The 22,121-nt window shown below is 72.0% G+C and carries 17 protein-coding genes and 1 pseudogene; 10 read left to right on the forward strand and 8 right to left on the reverse strand.

The window, feature by feature from the left end; all coding sequences use genetic code 11:
- The first annotated feature begins 199 nt into the window (after positions 1 to 199).
- The 5 genes from H5965_RS19255 (at position 200) to H5965_RS19275 (ending at position 11,278) form a co-directional block, all read left to right on the forward strand.
- A complete protein-coding gene (locus H5965_RS19255) occupies positions 200 to 4,084 on the forward strand; it encodes a Pls/PosA family non-ribosomal peptide synthetase (protein WP_310971410.1) in 3,885 nt (1,294 codons plus the stop codon).
- Positions 4,085 to 4,164: 80 nt separating this feature from the next.
- Positions 4,165 to 5,580 carry a M1 family metallopeptidase gene (locus H5965_RS19260; protein WP_310971411.1) on the forward strand — a complete coding sequence of 472 codons (1,416 nt, stop codon included), beginning with the start codon at positions 4,165 to 4,167 and terminating at the stop codon, positions 5,578 to 5,580.
- A gap of 125 nt (positions 5,581 to 5,705) precedes the next feature.
- The gene (locus tag H5965_RS19265; protein WP_310971412.1) at positions 5,706 to 8,000 is read left to right on the forward strand and encodes a glycosyl hydrolase family 95 catalytic domain-containing protein; all 2,295 of its coding nucleotides are present in this window, start codon (positions 5,706 to 5,708) and stop codon (positions 7,998 to 8,000) included.
- A 24-nt stretch (positions 8,001 to 8,024) separates the two neighbouring features.
- Positions 8,025 to 10,298, forward strand: coding sequence for a glycosyl hydrolase family 95 catalytic domain-containing protein (locus tag H5965_RS19270; RefSeq protein WP_310971413.1), 2,274 nt, complete (start codon positions 8,025 to 8,027; stop codon positions 10,296 to 10,298).
- Between the two features lie 59 nt (positions 10,299 to 10,357).
- Entirely contained in the window at positions 10,358 to 11,278 is a 921-nt protein-coding gene (locus H5965_RS19275) for a peptidylprolyl isomerase (RefSeq protein ID WP_310971414.1), read from the forward strand.
- Between the two features lie 182 nt (positions 11,279 to 11,460).
- Here the strand turns inward: H5965_RS19275 and H5965_RS19280 are convergent, their stop codons facing one another.
- Genes H5965_RS19280 through H5965_RS19290 form a run of 3 tightly spaced genes read right to left on the reverse strand, consistent with a single transcriptional unit; the run spans position 11,461 to position 13,746 of the window.
- Positions 11,461 to 12,258, reverse strand: coding sequence for a siderophore-interacting protein (locus H5965_RS19280; protein WP_310971415.1), 798 nt, complete (start codon positions 12,256 to 12,258; stop codon positions 11,461 to 11,463).
- Positions 12,258 to 13,124, reverse strand: coding sequence for a PDR/VanB family oxidoreductase (locus H5965_RS19285; protein ID WP_310971416.1), 867 nt, complete (start codon positions 13,122 to 13,124; stop codon positions 12,258 to 12,260). The genes H5965_RS19280 and H5965_RS19285 overlap by 1 nt, the downstream gene beginning before the upstream one ends.
- Position 13,125: 1 nt before the next feature.
- Positions 13,126 to 13,746 (reverse strand): MSMEG_1061 family FMN-dependent PPOX-type flavoprotein, encoded by a 621-nt coding sequence (locus H5965_RS19290; protein WP_310971417.1) that lies wholly within the window; start codon positions 13,744 to 13,746, stop codon positions 13,126 to 13,128.
- Positions 13,747 to 13,802: 56 nt separating this feature from the next.
- On the opposite strand from H5965_RS19290, the gene H5965_RS19295 reads away from it, so the two are divergent.
- Positions 13,803 to 14,420, forward strand: coding sequence for a TetR/AcrR family transcriptional regulator (locus tag H5965_RS19295; RefSeq protein ID WP_310971418.1), 618 nt, complete (start codon positions 13,803 to 13,805; stop codon positions 14,418 to 14,420).
- On the opposite strand, the gene H5965_RS19300 is transcribed toward H5965_RS19295, so the two are convergent.
- Positions 14,410 to 15,681: a right-handed parallel beta-helix repeat-containing protein gene (locus H5965_RS19300; protein ID WP_310971419.1), complete on the reverse strand. Its 1,272-nt coding sequence runs from the start codon at positions 15,679 to 15,681 to the stop codon at positions 14,410 to 14,412. The genes H5965_RS19295 and H5965_RS19300 overlap by 11 nt on opposite strands.
- 79 nt (positions 15,682 to 15,760) lie before the next feature.
- Positions 15,761 to 16,339 carry a response regulator transcription factor gene (locus tag H5965_RS19305; protein ID WP_310971420.1) on the reverse strand — a complete coding sequence of 193 codons (579 nt, stop codon included), beginning with the start codon at positions 16,337 to 16,339 and terminating at the stop codon, positions 15,761 to 15,763.
- A gap of 22 nt (positions 16,340 to 16,361) precedes the next feature.
- On the opposite strand from H5965_RS19305, the gene H5965_RS19310 reads away from it, so the two are divergent.
- A complete protein-coding gene (locus H5965_RS19310; protein WP_310971421.1) occupies positions 16,362 to 17,351 on the forward strand; it encodes a histidine kinase dimerization/phosphoacceptor domain-containing protein in 990 nt (329 codons plus the stop codon).
- Here the strand turns inward: H5965_RS19310 and H5965_RS19315 are convergent.
- Positions 17,293 to 18,024, reverse strand: coding sequence for a polysaccharide deacetylase family protein (locus H5965_RS19315; protein ID WP_310971422.1), 732 nt, complete (start codon positions 18,022 to 18,024; stop codon positions 17,293 to 17,295). The two genes, H5965_RS19310 and H5965_RS19315, sit on opposite strands and share 59 nt — an antisense overlap.
- 70 nt (positions 18,025 to 18,094) lie before the next feature.
- Here H5965_RS19315 and H5965_RS19320 point away from each other — a divergent pair.
- Positions 18,095 to 18,257: pseudogene (locus H5965_RS19320) on the forward strand (helix-turn-helix domain-containing protein).
- Positions 18,257 to 18,682: a Clp protease N-terminal domain-containing protein gene (locus H5965_RS19325; RefSeq protein ID WP_310971423.1), complete on the forward strand. Its 426-nt coding sequence runs from the start codon at positions 18,257 to 18,259 to the stop codon at positions 18,680 to 18,682. The pseudogene H5965_RS19320 and the gene H5965_RS19325 overlap by 1 nt, the downstream one beginning before the upstream one ends.
- A gap of 85 nt (positions 18,683 to 18,767) precedes the next feature.
- Here H5965_RS19325 and H5965_RS19330 read toward each other — a convergent pair whose 3' ends face one another.
- Both H5965_RS19330 and H5965_RS19335 read right to left on the reverse strand, forming a co-directional pair.
- A complete protein-coding gene (locus tag H5965_RS19330; protein ID WP_310971424.1) occupies positions 18,768 to 19,574 on the reverse strand; it encodes an NAD(P)-dependent oxidoreductase in 807 nt (268 codons plus the stop codon).
- 23 nt (positions 19,575 to 19,597) lie between these two features.
- Complete coding sequence (locus H5965_RS19335) at positions 19,598 to 20,410, reverse strand: IclR family transcriptional regulator (RefSeq protein WP_310971425.1); 813 nt, start codon at positions 20,408 to 20,410, stop codon at positions 19,598 to 19,600.
- A gap of 153 nt (positions 20,411 to 20,563) precedes the next feature.
- On the opposite strand from H5965_RS19335, the gene H5965_RS19340 reads away from it, so the two are divergent.
- Positions 20,564 to 22,072: a sodium:solute symporter family protein gene (locus H5965_RS19340; RefSeq protein ID WP_310971426.1), complete on the forward strand. Its 1,509-nt coding sequence runs from the start codon at positions 20,564 to 20,566 to the stop codon at positions 22,070 to 22,072.
- Positions 22,073 to 22,121: the final 49 nt, after the last annotated feature.

A 22,121-nucleotide genomic window follows, 5' to 3' on the forward strand; every position in this document is an offset into this window, starting at 1 on the left:
GCCGGGTGCGCGTGTCGTCCGGGGTGGGGTGAGGTCCGACACCCTTGCGTGATCCGGCAGATATCTTTCGTTCATCTTGCGTTACAGTGGAAGGTCGTTGCGGGCGCCTCAATGGGAGAGCAAGCCCGATTGAGGCTCCCGAAAGGTGAGTGGTGGGCTTGCGCGCCCATGGTTTTGTCCTGCCCGGGGTGAACGCCCGATGACCGTCACGATCGAACCCACCGGTACCACCCCCGAGGTGACGCTCGCCCCGGTCGCCGACCGCGCCCTCTTCTGGTCCGGTCTCGGCGCCGGTGAGCGCACCCTCCTCGACGTCCTCGCCGCCACCGCGGAGCGGCACCCGAACGCCGCCGCGATCGACGACGGCACCACCACCCTGACCTACCGGCGGCTCCTGGAGGAGATCGACGCCTACGGGCGCCGGCTCCGCGGCTACGGCGTCGGCCTCGGCGACCGCGTCGGCATCCGGATCTCCTCCGGCACCGCCGAGCTGTACATCGCCATCCTCGCCACCCTGTCCGTCGGCGCCGCCTACGTGCCGGTCGACGCGGACGACCCGGACGAGCGCGCCGAGCTGGTCTTCGAAGAAGCCCAGGTCGCGGCGGTCGCCACCGACGGCACGATCAACGTGCACTCCACGCCCGGTGGCCGCGAAGGCCGTCCCGGCCCGGCCGACGACGCCTGGATCATCTTCACCTCCGGCTCCACCGGCAAGCCCAAGGGTGTCGCGGTCACGCACGCCTCCGCCGCCGCGTTCGTCGACGCCGAGGCCGAGCTCTTCCTCACCGACGAGCCGATCGGCCCCGGCGACCGCGTCCTGGCCGGCCTGAGCGTCGCCTTCGACGCCTCCTGCGAAGAGATGTGGCTGGCCTGGCGCCACGGCGCCTGCCTGGTCCCGGCACCCCGCGCGCTGGTCCGCACCGGCGTCGACCTCGGCCCGTGGCTGGTCGCGCAGCGCATCACCGTCGTCTCGACCGTGCCGACGCTGGCTGCGCTGTGGCCCGCCGACGCCCTCGAAGACGTCCGCCTGCTCATCTTCGGCGGCGAGGCGTGCCCGCCGGAGCTCGCCGAGCGCGTCGCCGTCGAAGGCCGCGAAGTCTGGAACACCTACGGCCCGACCGAGGCCACCGTCGTCGCGTGCGCCGCGCAGCTGACCGGCGAGGGCCCGGTCCGGATCGGCCTGCCGCTCGTCGGCTGGCAGCTCGCCGTCGTCAACGACGAGGGCGAGCCGGTCGCCATGGGCGAAACCGGCGAGCTCGTCATCGGCGGCGTCGGCCTGGCCCGCTACCTCGACGCGGCCAAGGACGCCGAGAAGTTCGCGCCGCTGCCGTCGCTGGGCTGGCAGCGCGCCTACCGCTCCGGTGACATGGTCCGCGCCGAAGAGGAGGGCCTGCTGTTCCTCGGCCGCCTCGACGAGCAGGTCAAGCTCGGCGGCCGCCGCATCGAGCTGGGCGAGGTCGACGCCGCGCTGCAGGCCCTGCCGGGTGTGCAGGGCGCGGCCGCCGCGATCCGCCGCACCAAGGCCGGCAACCAGGTCCTCGTCGGGTACGTCGTCCCCGCGGGCGGGGACTTCGACCACGACCAGGCCGCGAGCCGCCTGCGAGAGCACCTGCCCGCCGCGCTGGTCCCGTTGCTCGCCGTCGTCGACGACCTGCCGACCCGCACCTCCGGCAAGGTCGACCGCAACGCCCTCCCGTGGCCGCTGTCCACCGTGGAGGCTTCCGGGCTGACCCCGACCGAGACGTGGCTGGCCGAAGGCTGGGCCGAGATCCTCGGCGTGTCGGTCGACAGCCCGAAGGCCGACTTCTTCACCCACGGCGGCGGCAGCCTGACCGCCGCCCAGGTGGTCGCCCGCATCCGCACCCGGCACCCGCAGGTGTCGGTCGCCGACATCTACGCCCACCCCAGGCTGGGCGCGCTGGCCGCGATGCTGGACGCGCTCAGCGGGCAGGCCACCGAACGCCGGGACATCGCGCCGACGAAGCGCCGCGCCGGGGTCGTCCAGACGCTGCTGATGGTCCCGCTGATGGGCCTGGTCGGGCTGCGCTGGGTGACCCTGTCCGCCGCGCTGTCGAACGTCCTGTCGCTGCTCGGGTTCGCCTGGGCGCCGACGCTGAGCTGGGCGTGGCTCGGCCTGGCCTGGGTGGTGCTGTTCAGCCCGGCGGGCCGGATCGCGATCGCCGCGGGCGGCGCGCGCGTGCTGCTGTCCGGGGTCCGCCCCGGCACCTACCCGCGCGGCGGGAGTGTCCACTTGCGACTGTGGACGGCCGAGAAGCTCGCCGAGTTCTCCGGCGCGGACAGCGTCGCCGGCGCGTCCTGGATGACGACGTACGCGAAGGCGCTCGGCGCACGGATCGGCAAGGACGTCGACCTGCACTCGCCGCCGCCGGTCACCGGCTTCCTCAAGCTCGGCCGCGGTGCCGCGATCGAGCCCGAGGTCGACCTGTCCGGCCACTGGGTCGACGGCGACGTCGTGCACATCGGCAAGGTCCGCGTCGGCGCGGAAGCCCGCGTCGGTGCGCGCAGCACGCTCTTCCCGGGTGCCCGCATCGGCAAGGGCGCGGAGATCGCGGCCGGGTCGACCGTCCGCGGCGCCGTGCCGGCCGGGCAGCGCTGGGCCGGTTCGCCCGCCACCCGCGTCGGCAAGGACGAGCGGGACGCGCTGAAGTGGCCGTCGAGCCGTCCGCCGCGCTCGCACTTCTGGGCCGCGGTCTACGGCGCGACCTCCCTGGCGCTGGGCTTCCTGCCCGGCGTGGCCGCGCTCGCCGGGGTCGCCGTGCTCGGCTACGGGATCGCCGGTGCGCCGACGCTGGTCGACGCGTTCACCCGCGCGCTGGTCTTCGTGCCGGCCGCGACGGCCGCGTACTTCCTCGCCTACATGCTGCTCGTGCTTGTCGGCGTCCGGGCGCTGAGCATCGGCATGGTCGAGGGCTACCACCCGGTGCACGGCCGCGTCGCCTGGCAGGTCTGGGCCACCGAACGCCTGATGAGCATGGCCCGCGAAGGCCTGTTCCCGTTGTACGCCAGCCTGTTCACGCCGGTGTGGCTGCGGCTGCTCGGCGCGAAGGTGGGCCGCAACGTCGAGGCGTCGACCGTGCTCGCGCTGCCGAAGATGACCAAGGTCGACAGCGGCGCGTTCCTCGCCGACGACACGATGGTCGCCACCTACGAGCTCAACCACGGCTGGCTGCACGTCGCCCCGGCGCGGATCGGCAAGCAGGCCTTCCTCGGCAACTCGGGAATGACCGCGCCCGGCCGCTCGGTGCCGAAGCGCGGCCTGGTCGGCGTCCTGTCGTCGACACCGTTGAAGGCCAAGAAGGGCTCGTCGTACCTCGGGATGCCGCCGCTGCCGGTGCGCCGCGCGGTCGGCGAGGCCGACACGAGCCGCACCTACACCCCGGCGCTGCACCTCAAGGCGGCGCGGGCGCTGGTCGAGCTGTGCCGGATCATCCCGGTCATGTGCGGTGTCGCGCTGACCGTCGTGGTCGCCTTCGGCCTCCTGTGGACGGCGTCGGCGTTCGGCTTCGGCGTCGCCGCGCTGCTGGCCGGGCCCGCCCTGCTGGCCGCCGGGATCGTGGCGGCGTTGACCGCGACGGTGATGAAGTGGCTGCTGGTCGGCAAGTTCCGCGAGGTCGACCACCCGCTGTGGAGCTCCTTCGTCTGGCGCAACGAGCTGGCCGACACCTTCGTCGAGGCGTTCGCGGTGCCGTGGCTGATCGGCTCGGTCGGCGGCACCCCCCTGCTGACCGCGTGGCTGCGCACGATGGGCGTCAAGATCGGCCGCGGCGTCTGGCTGGAGACGTACTGGCTGCCCGAGGCCGACCTCGTGGAGCTCGGCGACGGCGCGACGATCAACCGCGGCTGCGTCGTCCAGACGCACCTGTTCCACGACCGGATCATGAGCATGTCCCGGGTGACCCTCGGCGAGGGCGCCACGCTCGGCCCGCACGGCATCGTGCTGCCGGGCGCGGGCATCGGCGCCCGGACGACGGTGGGCCCCGGTTCGCTGGTGACCCGCGGCGACGAGGTGCCGGCCGACACCCGCTGGCTGGGCAACCCGATCTCCGCGTGGCCCGGTAAGTAACGAAAGCAGGTCCAGGCGCGCCGGACTCACCCGTCCGTGCGAGCCTGGTTCCAGCACGCACGACGAAAGGTTCGCGACGGGTGATTTCGAAGGCTCCGGCACCGGCTCCCGGCGCGGACACCTCGGGTGACCCCTACCTTCCCGCCCACGGCAACGGCGGGTACCGGACCCGGCACTACGACCTGAGCCTCGACTACAAGGTCGCGCCGAACCGGCTTTCGGCGTCGGCGATGATCACCGCGGAGGCGACGCAGGCGCTTTCCCGCGTCAGCCTCGACTTCGGCGAGTTCCGGATCAACCGCGTGCTGGTCGACGGCAAGGCCGCGAAGTACCTCAAGCGCGGGGCGAAGCTGCACGTCAAGCCGGCGAAGCCGATCCCGGCGGGCACCACGTTCACGGTGGAGGTGCACTACGTCGGCAACCCGCGCCCGGTGCGCAGCCGCTGGGGCGACGTCGGCTGGGACGAGCTGACCGACGGCGCGCTGGTCGCGAGCCAGCCGGTCGGCGCGCCGTCGTGGTTCCCGTGCAACGACCACCCGTCGGACAAGGCGACCTACCGGGTGAGCGTGACGACGGCGTCGCCGTACCTGGTCGCGGTCACCGGCACCCTGGCCGAGCGGACGACGTCGGCGAGCACGACGAGGTGGGTGTTCGAGCGGCGCGAGCCGACGGCGACCTACCTGATGAGCGTCCAGATCGGCCGCTACGACGAGGTCGAGCTGTCCGGCCGCGGCTGGTTCCCCCACACGGGGGTCGGGCTGCGCCGGCTCAGCCTCGGCCTCGGGCGCGCGACCGGCCAGGTCGAGTCGATCTTCGAGACGGTGCCGCAGCGGGCGGCCGTACCCCCGCGGCTGCGTCGCCTGTTCGACCGCGACTTCGCGCGCCAGGGCCGGATGATGGAGTTCCTGCAGCGGCTGTTCGGCGCGTACCCGTTCGCCGAGTACGTCATCGTGATCACCGACGACGACCTCGACGACCCGATCGAGGCCCAGGGCATGGCCATCTTCGGCGCCAACCACGTCGACGGCCGCCGCACCCACGAGCGGCTCGTGCTGCACGAGCTGGCCCACCAGTGGTTCGGCAACAGCCTGACGGTGGCGGATTGGCGCCACATCTGGCTGAACGAGGGCTTCGCTACGTACGCGGAGTGGCTGTGGTCGGAGGAGATCGGCGGCCAGTCCGCTGCGGCGCTGGCCCGCAGCTGGCACGCGCGGATCAAGGCCAAGCCCGCGGACGTCCGGATCGCCGACCCCGGCGTGGCCCGGATGTTCGACGAGCGCGTCTACAAGCGCGGCGGCCTGACGCTGCACGCGCTGCGGGCGGAGATCGGGGACCCGGCGTTCTTCGCGCTGCTGAAGTCGTGGGCCGAGGAGCACCGCCACGGCCTGGTCACGACGGAAGCCTTCGTGGCGGCGGCCGAGGCCCACGCCGGGCGGTCGCTGGGCGCGTTCTTCACCCGCTGGCTGTACACGCCGGCGCTACCTCCGCTTCCCTGATTCATCGGATGTCTCTGCCGCTTTCCGGGTGAACTCCTCTGGCGTTTTGGGCACCCCTCTGCAAGTATGACCGCACGCCGCCGCTTGATCTCGCCGAAACGTAGTATGAATTCGGAGGATGCTTCATGGACTCTGTGTCCAGGCGGACGGTGCTCCGGTCTGCCTCGGTCCTCGCCGGGGCAACCGCTTTCGGGGGGTTGTGGGCGAGCGCGGCCCCGCCCGCGCTCGCCGCCGGCGGCGACCCGTACCGGGACGTCGCCCGGGATGCGCGGATGGTCTGGCGGCGGCTGCCGAAGAACTGGCAGGAAGGCCCGTTCCTCGCCAACGGTTACCTCGGCGTCCAGGTCTACGCCGGCAAGACCCCGCAGGTCCTCAAGTTCATGCTGAGCCACACCCAGGTGCAGGACCAGCGCATCCAGTGGGAGGCCGGCATCGGGCTGTCCCGCCTGCCCATCGGGTACCTCACGCTGACCCTCGCCGGCGCGATCACCGCCGTCGACTGGACGCTCGACCTCTACAACGCCGAGCTCGGCGGCACCATCACCACCACTCAGGGCTCGGTCGCCTTCTCCGCCGTCGTGCACAACGACCTCGGCGTGCTGCTCGTCTCGCTGACGCCCAGCGCCGGGGAAGCCGCCGCCGCCTGGGCGTTCCAGCCGCTCGAATCCGCCACCACCCGGACCGTCCGCAAGCCGCCCGAGTACGTCGCCAACCCCGCGCCCGAGCTCGGTGCCGGCTTCTGCGCGCAGCCCATGCTGGCCGGGGGCGGGTACACCACCGCGTGGCAGGAACGCGCGATCGGCACGAAACGGCTCCTCGCCGCCACGGTCGCCTACAGCTTCCCGGGCACCACGCACACCGCGGACGCGCGCAACGCCGTGCAGAAAGCGCTTGCCGCCCGCCCGGACGCGCTGCTCGCCCGCCATCGCCGCTGGTGGAACGACTACCACCGGCGCAGCTTCGTTTCGGTGCCGGACAAGCAGGTGCAGCGGTTCTACTGGATCCAGCTGTACAAGATCGCCGCCGCCACCCGGGCCGGCGGGCCGGTCGTCTCCGAGTGGGGGCCGTGGTTCCCCGAGGTCGGCAACAGCTGGACCGCCGTCTGGTGGAACCTCAACGTCCAGGTCACCTACCCGATCGTCAACAGCACCAACCACCCCGAACTCGACGCCGTGACCGAGACGTTCCGGCGCGACCACGCGAACCTCGAGGTGTCCGTCCCGCCCGCGTACCGCGACGGCGACACCTACGCTCTTTCGCACCCGGGCGACTGGCGGCTGCGGCCCGGCGGCACGCGCTCGGTCGGCGTCCCCGGGACGACGTCCAAGACCGACCAGACCGGGAACCTGTTGTGGGGCCTGCACAACGTCTGGCTGGCCTACCGGCACCACATGGACAAGCGCGTGCTGCGCGACGTCCTGTACCCGACGCTGGCCAAGGCGCTGAACTTCTACCGCCACTTCCTGGTCACCGGCCCGGACGGGGCGCTGCACCTGCCGCTGACCCGCTCGCCGGAGTACGCCGACGCGCCCGACTGCACCTACGACCTGTCGCTCATCCGGTGGGCGGCCCGGACGCTCGTCGACACCGCCCGGATCCTGTGCCTCGACGAACCGCGCGTGCCGATCTGGCGGGAGATCAGCGCGAAGCTCGTGCCGTACCACGAAGATCCGGCCGACGGCGTGCTGATCGGTGACGGCGTCCCGCTGGCCGCGTCCCACCGGCACTTCTCGCACCTGTTGTGGCTGTACCCGCTGCGCGAGAAGGTCTGGGACGCACCCGGCGACCGCGACCTCATGACGCGCACCTTCACCCACTGGGCGGCCGACCAATCCGCCTGGCACGGCTACAGCTACGCGGCCGCGTCGTCGATGAAGTCGGTGATGGACGCGCCCGAGGAAGCCTTGCGGTACCTGAAGTTCTTCCTCGACCGGAACATCGTCGCCGACACCGAGCTGACCGCGAACACGATGTACCGCGAGGGCTCCAACTTCGCGATCGAAAGCCCGATCACCGCCGCACAGTCCGTGGTGGACATGCTGATGCAGGGCTCCGGCGGGGTGCTGAAGGTCTTCCCGTCGGTTTCGGCGACCTGGCGGGACGCCTCGATCGCCGGCCTGCGCGCGGAAGGCGCGTTCCTCGTGGACGCTTCCCGCCGTGACGGCACGACCGAATTCGTCCGCGTGCACAGCGAAGCCGGCGAGCCCCTGGTCCTGCAGCACGGCGTCGCCGGGGACGTCGACGTCCGCGACGAGCGCGGGCGCCGGCTGCCGTGGCGCGCGGCCGGGCCCGGGCGGATCGCGATCGGGCTGCGCCGCGGCGGCACCGCCGTCGTCACCCCGCGGGGCGGGCGGCCGGACTCCGGGCCGCGGGACGTCCCCGCGCTCGGCCCCGCACCCGCGTGGGGCCTGCCGAGCTGAACCGCTCTTCGACGAGGAGGTCGAATGGACATCACCCGCAGGACTGTGCTCGGTGGGGCGCTCGCCGGGATCGCCGCCGCCGGCTTGACCCCGGGATTCGCCGACGCGGCACCCGGCGGCGACGACTTCGGCTGGGCCGGGTTCCTGGGCACCGCGGACCTGTACTGGCGGCGGCTGCCGAAGACCTGGTACGAGGGCCCGTTCCTGGGCAACGGCTTTCTCGGCTCCGGCATCTACGCCGAGCCGGGGCAGAACGCGATCCGGTTCAACGTCCAGCACAGCCAGGTGCAGGACCACCGCCCGGAGTTCGGCTCGCTGTTCGGCCTGGCCCGGCTGCCGATCGGGTACTTCACGCTCGAACCGGCCGGCGCGATCACCGCGATCGACTGGCGGATGGACCTGTGGAACGCCGAGCTGACCGGCACGATCACGACGTCCGCCGGCAGCCTGAGCCTGCGGGCGATCGTCCACACCGGACAGTCACTGCTGGCCGTCGAAATCCGCCCGTCGGAAGGGGAGCGCGGGTTCAAGTGGGTGTTCCACCCGGCGGCCGCGGTCAGCCCGCGGGCCGATCCGGTGTGGAACAAGCCCCCGCCCGCCGGGTACACCGCGAACCCGCCGGTGCAGCTGTCGGGCAGCGGCGACGCGCGGCTGGCCGTCCAGCCGCTGCTGGCCGGCGGCGAGCACGTGACGGCCTGGCGGGAGGTCACGCGCGGCGGCGCCCGCACGCTGTACACGTCGGTGGCGTGGTCGCACCCCGAAAAGACGTCGGCCGCGCGGGCGCTGGGCACGGTCCGCCGGGCGCTTCCGTTCGCCGCGCTGACCCAGGACCACCGGCGCTGGTGGCACGACTACTACCGGCGGAGTTTCCTGTCCATTCCGGACACCCGGCTCCAGAGCTTCTACTGGATCCAGTTGTACAAGGTGGCTTCGGCGGCGCGGCGGGAGGCGCCGGTGATGGCGACGTCCGGGCCGTGGCTGGAGAACACGCCGTGGCCGGCGACGTGGTGGAACCTGAACGTCCAGCTCGAGTACTGGCTGATCCACGGCTCCAACCACCTGGAGCTCGACGCCGTCAGCTACGCGCTGGACAAGTACCGGGCCAACCTGACTTCGCAGGTCGCTTCTCCGTATCAAGCCGACTCGGCCGGGATCCCGCGGACGACGGACATGACGCTGCTCAACGGCGTTTCGAACGCGACCAGCGGGTTCCCGGTCGGGATCCCCGGGCAGGACACGCCGACGCCGGAGGTCGGCAACCTCACCTGGGCGCTGCACAACGTGTGGCTGTCCTACCGGCACACTCTCGATCATGCCCTGCTCCGGGAGACCCTGATTCCGTTGCTGCGCAGGGCGATCAACTACTACCTGCACTTCCTCGCGCCCGGGCCGGACGGCAAGCTCCACCTGCCGCCCACGTTCTCGCCCGAGTACGGCGTCAACGCCCCCGACTGCAACTACGACCTCTCGCTGATCCGCTGGGGCTGCAAGACGCTGCTGCAGCACGTGCCCGGCGATCCGCTGGCGCCGCGCTGGCGGGACGTGCTGGCGAACCTCGTCGGCTACCCGGCCGACGGCAACGGCTACATGATCGGCGCCGGGGTGCCGTTCGCGAAGTCGCACCGGCACTACTCGCACCTCCTGCAGATCTACCCGCTCTACGACGTCACCTGGGAGCAGCCGGAGCACCGGGCGATCATCGAGACGTCGCTGAACCACTGGGTCGGCTTCGAGGGCGCGCTGCAGGGCTACACGTTCACCGGGGCGGCGTCGATCTCGGCGCAGATGCTGCGCGGCGAGCAGGCTGCATTCTACCTCGGCGAGCTGCAGCGGCGGTACATCCAGCCGAACACGATGTACAAGGAGTCCGGGCCGGTCATCGAGACGCCGCTGTCGGCGGCGAAGTCCCTCCAGGACATGCTGGTGCAGAGCTGGGGTGGCGTGCTGCGGCTGTTCCCGGCGGTGCCGGCGGCCTGGGGCGACGTCGCCCTGCGCGACTTCCGCACCGAAGGCGCGTTCCTGCTCAGCGCGTCCCGCACCGGCGGGAAGACGCGCTGGCTGAAGGTGCACAGCGAGGCCGGGGCGCCGTGCGTGCTGCGGCCGGGCATCGACGGCGAGCTCGTGGTGACCGACGCGCGCGGCCGGGCGCGTCGCTGGCGGCGGCTGGCCGGCGGGGACGTCCAGGTCGAGCTCGGGCGCGGTGAGGACGCGTTCGTGTACCGGAAGGGGGATCGGCCCGACTTCGGCGTCCGGCCGGTGGCGCCGGGCGGGCCGAGCGCGCCGTGGGGCCTGCCCTGATCGGCGTTCCGCCCGGTCCCGACGGCAGTAGGGTGTGCTCTCCGACGAGGGGAGCGTGGATGAGCGAGCCGGACGGCAGACCCGGGCCGCCGTACGGTTGTCCGCCGTGGCAGCCCCCGGTGCCGCCGAAGCGGTCGTCGACGTTGGCGATCGTGGTGATCACCGGGTCGGTCGTGATCGTCGTGGTGATGGCGCTGGCCTTCCTGGCCTGGGGCTACCCGGGGTTCCTGCGCGAGCCGGACGGCCAGGCCGGCGGCGCGTTCCGGACCACGACGCCGTCGCCGTCGCCGTCGCCGTCGCCGTCGACTTCGACTTCGGCGGCCGCGCCCGGGACGCCGGGCGCGATCCCCGGCGGCCGGGCGCCGATGCCGAAGCGGGTCAAGCCGCTGGCCGACCCGGTGACCTGCGCGTTCACCCCGGACACCGGCTCACCGGCCCCGAGGAAGGTGGCGCTGCCGCCCGACGGCCCGGCGCCGTCTTCGGGCACGGTCGACGTGCGGCTGGCGACGACCGCGGGCGACATCGGGCTCACGCTGGACCGCGCGCTGGCGCCGTGCACGGTGGTCAACTTCCTGAGCCTGGCCCGGCAGGGCTTCTACGACGGCACGTCGTGCCACCGCCTGTCGGTCACCACCGGGCTGCAGATGCTGCAGTGCGGCGACCCGGTCGGCGACGGCACCGGCGGCCCGGGCTACACGATCCGCGACGAGCTGTTCCCCGGCCTGACGTACGGCCGCGGCGTCCTCGCGATGGCGAAGACCGCGGCCCCGGACTCCGGCGGCTCCCAGTTCTTCTTGGTCTTCGGCGACATCGACATCCCGCCCGAGTACACGGTCTTCGGCAGCATCGACGACGTGGGCCTGGAAACCCTCGACACCATCGCCCGAGCCGGAATCGACCCGGCCAAACCCGGCATCGGCGACGGCAGCGGCCCGCCCCGGACCCCGGTGACCCTCACCAAGGTGACCACCACCCCGTGACGGAACAGCCGACACGCGTGATCAGGAGGTCGACACGCGTGATCAGGAGGTCGACACGCGTGATTGAAGGGTCGACACGAGCTGCGCCGGCCGGTTCGCCGTGTCGACCCTCCAATCACGCGTGCTGACTTTTGAATCACGCGTGCTGACCCTTGAATCACGCGTGTCGTGTGGCCGGTGGCTCAGCCGGGCGCCGCGCGGCCGTGGCGCCAGTAACCGAGGAATGCGATGTCCGCCTTCGGCCAGCCGCGGTCCCGTACCAGGTGGCGGCGCACGCCCGTGGCCAGCTCGGCCTCCCCGGCGACCCACGCGTAGGCGGGCCCGGACGGCAGGACGGCGTCCCGGATCGTCTCCAGGGCGAGCGCGCCCGGACGCCGGCCGGGCTCCGCGCGGGGCAGCCAGTGCACCCGCACCCCGGGCGGTGCCTCGATCTCGCGCACGTCCGCCGGGGAGGGCACTTCCAGGAACACCTCCGCCACGAGGTCGTCCCCGGCGTGCTCGAGGATCGCCAGGATCGCGGGCAGCGCGCTCTCGTCCCCGGCCAGCAGCTGCCACGGCACCCCGGGCGGCGGCAGGTAGCTGACGCCGAGGTCGAAGACGCCGGCCGGATCGCCCGGGCGCACCCGGCGCGCCCAGTCGGCCGCGGGAGCGTCGCCGTCGTGGAGGGCGAACTCGATGTCGATCTCGCCGAGCCTGGCCCGCCGGATCGTGTAGTTGCGGACCCATGGGCGGCGGGACTTCGGCAGCACGAGCAGTTCGGCCATCCAGCCCTCGTTGTCCAGCGTGGGCATGCGGAGCCGATCCTGACCCACGCGCGGGAAGAACAGCCGCACCGCCTGGTCGTCGCCGGCCGGCTCGAACTCCGCCAGCCCGGGACCGCCGAGGGTGATGGTGCGGAACGCCGGGCTGGGTGCGGCGGTCGCACGGACTTCCAGGGTGATCATCCGCCGCGTCCGGGGGCGGCGCACCTTCGGGATCATCAGACGTCCAGCACGAGCCGCGGGGACAGCGCGCGGGACACGCACGGGTACATCCGGCCCGCCGCCGCGCCGATGTCGTCGCGGTGCTCGGGTTCGCCCGCCACGACCCGCACTTCGCAACTGCCGCAGACGCCCTCCCGGCACGCGGACGGCACCGGCCGCCCGGCGTGGTTCAGCGCGTCCAGCAGCGATTCGTCCGCCGGGACCTGGATCGTGCCCCCGGACCGGGCGCACCCGACCTCGAACGGGGTGTCCGGCCCGAACGCCCGCCGGGTGGGCTCGAACCGCTCGGTGTGCACCGCGGGGAACACCGCCTCGGCCGCGTCCACCATCGACGCCGGGCCGCAGCAGTACACCTCCGCCGCCGGGAACTCCTCGGCCAGCGCCGCGAGGTCCGGACGGCCGAGCCGTACGCGGTCTCCGTACCGCGACGAGAGTTCGGCGGCGAACGGACGGCCCGCGTACGCCAGCGTCACCGCGGCCCCGGAGGCGACGGCGGACCGCAGCATCGGCAGGATCGGCGTGATCCCGATCCCGCCCGCCACGAACAGGTACTCCGGCGCGGGCCGCAGCGGGAAGTGGTTGCGGGGCAGGGAAACCGTCAGCGTCCGCCCCGGTTGCAGGAACAGGTGGACGTACTCCGAGCCGCCGCGGCTCAGCGGGTCGTGGCGGACGGCGATGCGGTAGGCCGAGAGGTCACCGGGGTCGCCGCACAGCGAGTACTGCCGCGTCAGCCAGTTCGGCAGCTCCAGGTCGATGTGCGCGCCCGGTTCCCACGGCGCCAGTGGGCCTTCGTCGCCGCGCAGGACCAGCGAAACGACGTCTTCGGTCACGCGCTCGATGCGCTCCAGGGTCGTCTTCTGCATGTCAGTACAGCTTCCGGTATCCCGCTTCGAGGAGCTGGTCGAGCAGCGCCGGGTCGACGTTCATCTTCTCGCCGGCGATCTCGCCCGCCGACGGCAGCTCCGCCGCGAGCGCCTGGCTCGCCGGGTCCCACAGGCGCGACCGGATCAGCGCGCGGCCGCAGTGGAAGTACACCTCGGCGACGTCGACGACGATCGCCAGCTCCGGCGCCTTGGCCTCGGTGCGCATCCGGGCGAGGACGTCCGGGTCGTCGGTGACGTACGCGCTTCCGTTGACCCGCAGGGTTTCCCGCATGCCCGGGACGAAGAACAGCAGGCCGACGCCGTCGTTCTCGGCGATGTTGCGGAAGGAGTCGGCGATCTTGTTGCCGGGCCGGTCGGGCAGGGCCAGGGTGTGCTCGTCGAGGACTTTGACGAAGCCGGGGTAGTCGCCGCGGGGCGAGCAGTCGGCGCGGCCCGCGGCGTCCGCGGTGGCCAGCGTCAGGAACGGCGAGTGCGCGATGAAGCGGCGGGCGTGCCGGTCGATGTGGCCGCCGATCTTGGCCTTGATCATCGCCTCGGGCTCGCCCAGCCGGGCCCGCACCTCGGCGCCGGAGACGCGGGGCAGCGTGTTTGTGCTGGTCATGGCACAATTATGAGCAAATGTTCAGATCTTGACTACTCGCTTTCCCGGAGGATTCCGTGCCGTCGGACCAGCGCCGCATCCAGCCACGTAAACAGCCGCGGCAGGTGCGCGCCGAGCTGACCCGGCAGCGGATCCTGACCGCGGCTGCTCACGTTTTCGGCGACCACGGCTACGCCGCCGGCACCACCAACCGCATCGCCGAGCGCGCCGGCATCTCGATCGGCTCGCTGTACCAGTACTTCCCGAACAAGGACGCGATCCTCGCCGAGCTGCTGACCCGGCACCTCGACGGCGGCACGGCGGCCGCGGCGAAGGTGCTGACCGGCCCGCTGCCCGAGCCGATCGAGGAGGTCTTCCGCGTCTTCGTCCGGCTCGCCGTCGAGGCCCACCGCGACGACCCCCACCTGCTGCGCATGCTGCTGGAGCACGCCCCGCGGTCCAACGAGCTGCTGGAGCGGATCGGCCGGGTGAAGCAGGACATGGTCGGCCACACCCAGGCCCTGCTCGAGGGCCACCCCGAGGTCCGCGTCGCCGACACCGCCACGGCGGCCCGCCTGGTCATCGCGACGGTCGAGCTGGCCGTCCACGACCTTTTGGCCGAGCCCGACCCGGTCGACGCCCGGCGGCTGGAGGACGAGATGGTCGCGATGCTGACCCGGTACGTCACGGGGTGAACTGGTAGGCGCCCGCGTCGATCCGGGTGCCGATCGCGGTGCCGTCGACGTCGATGTCCGCGTACTTCTCGACGCCGAGCCCGATGGCCGGGCTGCCGGTCTTGAGGGCCAGGTTCGTCGCGGAGGTGAACTTCGGGTCGGCGACCTTGTCCGTGGCGCCGGGGGTGAACTGCCGCTGTCCGCCGAAGAAGACGTTGTGGTCGGTCGCGGTCCAGCCGGTGTCGGCGTACCCGATCTTCATGGCGGCCTGGATGACGTTCTGGGTCAGCTTCAGCGTCTGGTCGGTGCAGCCGCCGTAGCAGACGAACCCTTCGGATTCGGCGTTGCTCAGCCGGACGGAGTTGTTGCGGAAGACCGTGCCGGTCACCGGGCCGTTGCCGTCCTGGGCGCCGCGCGTCACGATGCCGCCGCGCGTCTTGGCGCCGAAGACGGCGTTGTACTCGTAGACGTTGTTGCGGGACACGCCGTCCGGGTCGTCCGCGTCGGTGCCGAGCTCGGTGAAGGACTCGTTGTCTTCGGAAATGTTGTGGTGGATGACGTTGCCGGAGCCCCAGAAGACCTCGACCGCGGCGCCGTCGAGGCCACCGAAGTCGTCGCTCACCGCGATGGACCCGCTGATCCGGTTCCAGCCGATGTCGGAACCGTTGCCCTGCACCAGGATCGCGAACGCGCCGGAGTCGTCGTTGCCGCCGGGGGTCACGACGGTCATGTGGTTGTTGTCGACGAGGTCGTTCTGGGTGACCTCGGTAGCGTCGGCGCTCGGCGCGATGTAGACGCCCGCGCCGGCACCGGTGATGTAGTTCGAGAGGACCTTGTCGTGGTCACCGCCGACCTCGACGCCGGCCCACGAGCAGCGCCCGGCGTCGGCCGCGACCCCGATCTGGAGGTCCCGCACGGTGAGGTAGTCGCCGGGCAGGTTGATGCAGGCTTCTTCGTTGCCCTGGACGATCGGGCGGGCGCCGTCCCCGTAGGCCCCGATGGTCACGGGCGCGGTGGCCGACCCCTTGCCGAAGACGCTGAGCCCGCCGGTCCAGGTCCGGCCGCGGCGCAGCAGCACGGTTTCGCCGGGTTTCAGCTCGGTGGCGGCGACCTTGGCGAGCGACTTCCAGGGCGCGGCCTGCGTCCCGGCGGCGTTGTCGTTGCCGAGGGCCTGGTCGATGTAGTAGGTGGCCGGCGCCGCTGCGGCGGCGGTGGGGGTGACCGTGCCGGCCGTGAGGACGGCGAACACGCCGAGCGAAAGCAGTTTCCACTGGTTCGACATGGCCCGCGACGCTAGGCCGGGCCCGTACACGGGCCGTACAAGTCAGGCGTTCGCCCGGCGGAGACGTCCGGCAGCCCACTCAGCGATCCCTGGCCACCAGCGCCGCCTGGGTGCGGCTGGTCACGCCGAGCTTGGCCAGCACGTTGCCGACGTGGACCTTCACCGTCCGCTCCGCCAGCCGCAGCCGGGCCGCTATGTCCTTGTTGGACAGTCCCTCGCCGAGCAGCTCCAGCACGTCGCGCTCCCGCGGTGTCAGCGCACCGCCGCCGCTCAACGCCGATGCCGCCGCCGGGCTCAAAGCCGTCACGCCGTGGTGGGCGGCCCGGACGGCCGCCGCGAGCTCGTCGCCCGAAGCGTCCTTCAGCACGAAGCCCGCCGCGCCCGAACTCAGGGCTTCGCGGATCTCCCGTGGCCGGCCGACCGTCGTCAGCATCAGGACCCGAGGCGCCGCGGGACCGAGCCGGCGCAGGACTTCGAGGCCGTCCATCCCCGGCAGGTACAGGTCGAGCAGCACGACGTCGGCGGGTACCGCCGACGCCAGCAGCTCCGGGCCGCTCGCGTACCGTGCGACCACCTCGAGGTCCGGCTGCGCGTCCAGGATCAGCGCGATGCCCTCGCGCACCAGCGCGTGGTCGTCGACGACCTGCACCCGGATCATGCCCGCACTCTACTGTCGGCCCATGCGTCAGTCTCTTGTCACGACGGCGGCCGTCGCCGCGGTGTTCTTCGCCAGCGGGGCGTGGACGCCGCAGCAGGGGTGGCTCGCCGCCGGGCTCAGCGCCGCCCAGCTCGTCCCGCTGCTGTGGTCGCGCCGCGCGCCGGCCCTCGTGCTCGTGGTGGTGACCCTCGCGACGGCCGGGCACCTGCTGCTCGAGCAGCCGCGCAACACGATGTACGTGCCGGTGCTGCTCGCCCTCCACAGCACACCGCAGCGGTGGCTCGCGGCCGCGGCGGCGCTCGCCACCGGCGCGGCGGTGTACCCGGCGAAGGGCCCGCTCGACGGCACGCTCCTCGTCGTCACGATCAGCGCGGTGGCCTGGCTGCTGGGTGCCGAACGCCGTCGCGCGCTCGCCGACCGGGCCGAGCGCGCGGCCCGGCGGCTGCACGACACGCTCGCCCAGACCACCGCCGTCATGCTCGTGCAGGCCGAGACGCTGCGCGCCGTCGGCGACCTGACCGACGCCGACCGAGCCCGCCTCGACACGCTCCTGGCCGCCGGCCGTGGCGCGCTGACGCTCGTCCGCCGCACCCTGGACGACCTGCGCGACGACGCCGAACGCGCCCCCGACCTCGCCGAGGTGCTGGCCCGCCTGCGCACCGCGGGGCTGGTCCTCGACCGCGACCCGGTGCTGCCCGCGCTGCCGCCCCCGGTGCGGGAGCTCGCCGAGCGGTTCATCGCCGAAACCGCGGTGAACGCCCTGCGCCACAACGGTCCCGGCGTCCGGCTGCGGTTCGACGTCGAGGTGGGGGCGCGGGTGACGATCACCGCGCGCAACGCGCTGAAGGGGACGCCTCGGGTGGGTGCCGGCTACGGGCTGGCCGGGCTCGCCGAGCAGGCCGCGGCGGCCGGGGGAGCGCTGGCCCACGGCCCGCGGGACGGCGAGTGGGTGGTCAGTGTCGGGCTGCCAGCAGCTGCGACACGGTCACGAACCGGAAGCCGCGCTGCTTGAGCTGGTCGAGGATCGGCCCGATGGCCCGGCGCGTCTGCTCACGCGAGGCGTACATGGCGTGCAGCAGCACGATCGAGCCCAGCCGGACCTGGTCGACGACGGCCCGTTCCACGGTGGCGGTGTCCGGGGTGCCGTCGGAGTCCGGTGCGACGTCCCAGGTGATCGTCGTGCGGTGGTGCTCGGACAGGTAGTGCGGCAGGGCGAAGAGCTTCTTGCCGTTCGGGGGCCGGAAGAGGATCTCGCCGGAGTACCCGGCCGCGCGGATGAGGGCGTCGGTGGCTTCGACCTCGTCGGCGACCCATGACGGCGTCACGCCGATCATCCGGTCGTGGCGGAAGCTGTGGTTGCCGAGCTCGTGCCCGGCGGCGGCGATGTCCCGGGCGAGGTCCGGGTGCGCGGCCATGTCCCGGCCGATGAGGAAGAAGGTCGCGGGCACCTGACGGCTGTGCAGCGTGTCGAGGATCGTCTTCGTCCCCGCGGGATCGGGTCCGTCGTCGAAGGTGAGGGCGACGACCTTCTCGGTGGTGTCGACGCGGTCCACGAGGGTGCCGAAGAACTGGAAGGTCGGCGACTTCGACACCTCGAACAGCGTGACCGCCCCGGCGAGCACGACGACCAGCACGCTCGCCACGACGATCGCCCACTTCCGGGCGCGGCGGGATTTCAAGATCATGCGGTAACCCTGGCGGCGGTTTCGAGGTGGGGGAAGCCGCGAAGGTACTAGTACCAAGGGGCGGCACACGGTGCGCAGCGCCGACCCCGACATCGCGTTGCGGGCGGTCGCCCGGCTGCGGCGCCTGGCCGAGCAACTGGAGGCGGGCCGGCTGGTCGTGGCAGGACATCGCCGAGCGGCTCGGCGTCACCAAGCAGACCGTGCACCGCAAGCACCGCGGCCGGGAGGACTGATGTTCCAGGGGGACCACCCCGCAGTGGGGCGGGCGATGAACCGGGCGTGCGCGCTGGCCCGGGAGTTCGGGCACGCGCGGGTCGGCAGCGAACACCTGCTGCTCGCGCTCACCGAAGGGCCCGGCGGTGAGCACTTGCGGCTCGCGCTCGCCGAAGGGGCGCGGCCGGGGCCCGGTGGCGCCGGCGAACACTCGCTGCTCGGGCTCGCGGAGGGGCCGCCGTCGGAACTCGCCGGGGGTTGGCCGTCGGGACTCGCCGAAGGTGGGCCGTCGGGGCTCACCGAAGGTCGGCCGTCGGAACTCACCGAAGGTTCGCCGCCGGGGCTCGGTGATGCTAGCCCGCCTCGCCGCCGCGTTCCCGCCGCCGCGGCGCAACCGGCTGTTGCAGGCCGAACGGCGGGTCGGGTGCCGATCCCGGTGTCGTGACATCGTGCGCCGGTACCAGCACACGACGGGCCGGATGGCGATGGCGCCGTCGGTGCCGGCCACGCTGGTGCATTGAGAGCGGGTGTCAGAGCGGGTTGAACACTCCCAGGGGCGCCGTGCAGAACGGGCCTCCGACGTACTCGGCCGCCGGGCCGGTCGGTGCCGGCTTGTCCGCCAGCTGGTCCGCGTACACCTCCGCGTCGTCCAACGACTTGTAGCCCAAGGCTTCCGCCTCCTCGAGCGAGTAAATGCGACGCGTGTTGTCCGAGACGCCCCAGATCAGGCGGTAGCCCGGGGAAGGCGCCGAGAGGCAGGCCTCGAACAGGCGCGCGCCGTCGTCCGGGGACAGCCAGGTCGTCAAGCCTCGGGGACCCAGCGGCAACGGCGTCTCGAAGCACGAGCCGATGCGGATCACGATCACGTCCATGCCGAACCGGGAGTGGTACAGGCTCCCCAGTGCCTCGATCGCCGCCTTCGAGACGCCGTAATACGTGTCCGGGCGCGGGGACGAGTCCGCCGGGAGGTCGGAATCCACCCTGCGGAAGCCGACCGCGTGGTTGCTCGACGCCAGGATCACGCGGGTGATCCCGGCCGCGCGCGCCGTCTCCAGGACCGTCTGGGTCCCGTTGATGTTGACGTCGAGGGTGGCCTCCCACGAGTTCTCGCGGCTGTGCCCGCCCAGGTGGATCAGCGCGTCGACGCCTTCGCACGCCGCCGCCATCGCCGTCGGGTCGGTCACCGACGCCGTCACGACCTCTTCGGACTCGTCCGAAGCCGTCTGCGGGGCCAGGTCGAGCAGGCGCAGCACCCGGCCCGGGCGCCGCAGGCGGGGGCGCATCAGGGTGCCGACGACACCCGCCGACCCGGTGATGAGCACACGCTGGTCCGTCATGGGGTTCCTCTCACACAGAAGGGTTAACGGATGCCGGCCCGGCGCAGCTGCTGGCCGAGCTCGGCGGTGGTCTCGGCGAGCAGCTCGCCGACGCGGCGGGCGTCGTCGTCGCTCACCTGGGCGATGGGCATCGAGCAGCTGATCGCGTCGGTGCCCGGGATGCGGTAGGGGATCACCGCGGCGACGCACCGGACGCCCAGCGTGCCTTCCTCGACCTCGGCGGCGTATCCGCGCTCGCGCGTCGCGGCGCACTCGGCGTGCAGGCCCTCGAGCGTGGTGATGGTGTTCGGGGTCAGCGCGGTCAGCGTCGGCGGCATCAGCGCTTCGATCTCGTCGTGCGTCAGCTCGGCCAGCAGCGCCTTGCCCAGCGCGGTCGCGTGCGCGGGCAGCGTGCGCCCGACGCGGGAGACGAGGTGCGTCGACCGCTGCGACTCGCGTGTCTCCAGGTAGACGACCTCGGTGCCGTTGCGGCGCGCGAAGTGCGCTGTAAAGCCGGTCTTCTCCCGGATGCGCTCCAGCGCCTCGGTGGCGAACGGGACGACGGCGTCGCGGTCCAGGTACGCAGTGCCGCAGATCAGCGCGCGGACGCCGAGGCGGTAGCGGGCGGTGTTCGCGTCCGCCTCCAGCCAGCCGGCCTCCAGGAGCGTCCGCAACAGGCCGTGCAGCGACGAGCGCGGGAAGCCGGTGCGCGCGTGCAGGTCCGACAGGGACAGCCAGACGTCGTTCGCCGCGAAGGTCTCGATGAGGTCGACGGCCCGGCGCGCGGACTTGACGCCCGAGGACTCCGTGGCGGGGGCACCGTCGGCTGCCGCCGGGTTGTCCACCTTCTGCGGCATTTGTGCTCCTCCGTCCGGCCGTTGACTTGTGACCCCGGCCATATTAGCGTCCCGAACATCGTTCTTATGGATGAACATAATCACTATAACAGACTCTGTTCATAGATGTGAACAGCAAGACCGCATCGACGTGGACGCGGAAGGGAGCCTGCGGTGCACGCACTCGACTGGACGATGATCTGCGCGTACTTCGCGCTGATGATCGTGATCGGCTGGTGGTCGCACAAGAGGATCAGCGACGTGAAGGACTTCTTCACCGCCGGTGGCCGGATGCCGTGGTGGCTGGCCGGCATCTCGCACCACATGTCCGGCTACAGCGCCGTGCTCTTCGTCGCGTACGCGGGCGTTGCGTACACCACCGGCGTGACCGTGTACTTCTGGGGCTTCGCCAGCATCGGCATCGGCGTGGGCATCGGCAGCTGGCTGTTCGCCGCCCGCTGGAACCGGTTGCGTTCGAAGCTCGGCGTCGCCTCGCCGCTGGAGTACCTGGCCAAGCGCTACAACGTGCCGACGCAGCAGGCGCTCGCCTGGAGCGGCAGCCTGCTGAAGATCTTCGACATCGCGGCCAAGTGGTTCGCCGTCGCGACCCTGCTGCACGTCTTCGCCGGCCTGGACTACAACCTCGGCATCCTCATCACCGGCGCGGTCACCCTGGTCTACTGCACCATCGGCGGCCTGTGGGCCGACGCGCTCACCGACTTCGGCCAGTTCGTCATCCAGGCCATCGCCGCGATCGTGATGATCGTGGTGGTGCTGGGCAAGCTGGGCGGCATCTCGGCGCTCTGGACGATGTGGGACAAGCTGCCCGAAGGCCACGTCGACCCGGTGACGTCCAAGTACACCACCATCTTCCTGCTCGTCTACGTGCTGGTGAAGACGCTGGAGTACAACGGAGGCATGTGGAACCTGGCGCAGCGGTACATGGCCGCGCCGAACACCCACGAGGCCAAGCGGGGTGCGCGGCTTTCGTCCGCGTTGTACCTGTTGTGGCCGCTGGTGCTGATGTTCCCGATGTTCGCCGCGCCGCTGCTCATCCCCGGCGTCAAGGACCCGACGCAGTCCTACGCGATCATGACCACGACGTTCCTGCCGCCGGGCCTGATCGGCCTGGTGCTGGCCGGCATCTTCTCGCACACCATGGCGATGGTCTCCTCCGACGCCAACGCGATCTCCGCGGTGATCACCCGCGACATGATCCCGGCGATGTTCCGCCGCGCCCGCCAGTGGACCGACGTCCAGGGCCTCAAGGCGGCCCGGATCACCACGGTCGTGTTCGTCGCGCTGACCATGCTCGTGGCCACCCAGGCGCAGAACCTCGGCGGCGTGCTGCAGATCGTCGTCAACTGGGTCGCCGCGCTGATGGGCCCGATCTCCATCCCGCTGCTGCTGGGCATGCTGCCGTGGTTCCGCAAGTGCGGCCCGCGCGCGGCGCTGATCTCCTGGGCGGGCGGCCTGATCGACTACGCGCTGGTGTACTACGTCTTCAAGGCGAACCAGACCGTGCTCGTCGCCACCCCGATCCTCGTTTCGCTCGCGCTCTACATCGGCCTCGGACTGCTCGCCCCCGAGCGCAGCGCGGCCGCCGATGAGATCGTCGACACCGTGAACACCGCCGACGACGACGTCGACCGCAAGCAGGAAGGCACGACCGTGCCCGCCTGACGCAGGCCACACCCGGCCGAACCGAAACAGGACAAGAGAGCGGAAACTG

Origin of the sequence: Amycolatopsis sp. 505 (assembly GCF_031625235.1) — a bacterium.
Classification (GTDB): Bacteria; Actinomycetota; Actinomycetes; order Mycobacteriales; family Pseudonocardiaceae; genus Amycolatopsis.